The organism is Ruegeria atlantica (assembly GCF_001458195.1).
In the GTDB taxonomy this organism is placed as follows: domain Bacteria; phylum Pseudomonadota; class Alphaproteobacteria; order Rhodobacterales; family Rhodobacteraceae; genus Ruegeria; species Ruegeria atlantica.
Genome location: NZ_CYPU01000051.1, coordinates 1 through 1296, shown reverse-complemented (window position 1 = coordinate 1296; position 1296 = coordinate 1). Strand labels below are relative to the sequence as shown.

Annotated in this window: 1 protein-coding gene and 1 pseudogene; both read left to right on the top strand. The window is 53.3% G+C overall.

Annotated features, from left to right (window positions below; all coding sequences use genetic code 11):
- Nucleotides 1–416: 416 nt before the first annotated feature.
- On the top strand, nucleotides 417–716 hold the full coding sequence (locus tag RUA4292_RS15795; RefSeq protein WP_058278479.1) for a hypothetical protein: 300 nt from the start codon (nucleotides 417–419) through the stop codon (nucleotides 714–716).
- A gap of 332 nt (nucleotides 717–1048) precedes the next feature.
- Nucleotides 1049–1296, top strand: a pseudogene (locus RUA4292_RS15785) (DDE-type integrase/transposase/recombinase); the annotation flags it as partial.

The following is a 1296-nucleotide window of genomic DNA, read 5'->3' as shown; positions in this document are numbered from 1 at the left end:
GATTTATTAATAATTAGATTCAAACATGCGAATTCGACACAACTTTCATTTTACCTCCGTTGTTGTCGTTGCTGCTCGCTTTGCCGAGCCCTTCCGGCCGCTGGAGTGAGTGCTGGCAGCCGGAAGGCACTTTACACGGATCAGTCGTTGGGAGGGCGCGATGCTTAGACTTAACGTACTCGCCCTCTTTCCAGAGTTCGCTCTAGCTTTTGCCTGTGACTTCATTCGGTCATCCCACGTTCTTGGAGGTCTTGGCAGTCAACGTGATGGTGCTCTGCCCGCCAAGCCACCCCGCGGCAAGTTTTGGGAAAGGTCGTCACAGGATCAAGGTATGTTCAATTGGCTGCACAGACGCGAGAGCTTCAAACAAGCGCGTCCAATTTCACTAATTTCAAGGGAACCAGAGGGAGAAGAAAATGTCTAACAAGACGGTGATGATTGCAGGCGCGACATGTTTCGCACTGCTTGCGGCCTGCGACGATACGAGTACATCAAGCGCGTCCGCCGAGCTCACCCCGGCTCAGCAGGCGTGTTTGCGAGATGTAGCCAACACGACGAACAATTCACAAGTCGTGGTGCTCTCATCCGCCTTTAGCGAGGCGGGAACACAGGTCACAGTCGGCGTCGGCGAGGATCGTGCTCCTTGGAATTGCATTGCTTACAGTGATGGCGCGACAGCTGGTATCGAGTTCCTGGGCGACGAAGGCGCATTGTGACCTGTTTGCTGCGTAGCAGAAAACGGCTGCGCAGCACTGGCTTGATCTGCTGAGGCTCGACTTGGTTTGTAGAACCACCATCATCGTATTCGCGGTCCTGTACCTGTTGGCGTTGGTTGCATTCTTGACGGGCACATTTGGCTGGTTGGGAAAGGAACGAGACCCTTTTTCCGGAGTGTTACTACTGCCGTTGGGACTACCTTGGATACTTGTAGCGGACTTAATTTCGGAGTCCGCCAAGCCTTGGTTCGCGGCGATCGCACCGGTGCTCAACATTTTGGCGCTGGATTTCATTTGCAGGTGGGCTCGCAGTTTACACCAGAAATGAAGGCGGATCATGTGTTCGACTCAGGCCGGAACATAGCAATCATGTCTGGAGCTATGACTTCGTGCATTGTCGCACCGATGATGGGAAACCTTTCCGGACGTTGAACATCATCGACGAGTTCAGCCGGGAGTGCTTGGCAATCAGGGTAAAGCGAAAACTAAACTCGGCGGATGTGATCGATGCTCTGACGGATTTGTTCATTCTGCGCGGCACACCGTCCTACATCCGTTCAGATAACGGTCCTGAGTTCGT

Coding starts and splice junctions, on each gene's coding strand:
- RUA4292_RS15795 (WP_058278479.1), top strand. CDS start 417: ATGTCTAACAAGACGGTGATGATTGCAGGCGCGACATGTTTCGCACTG.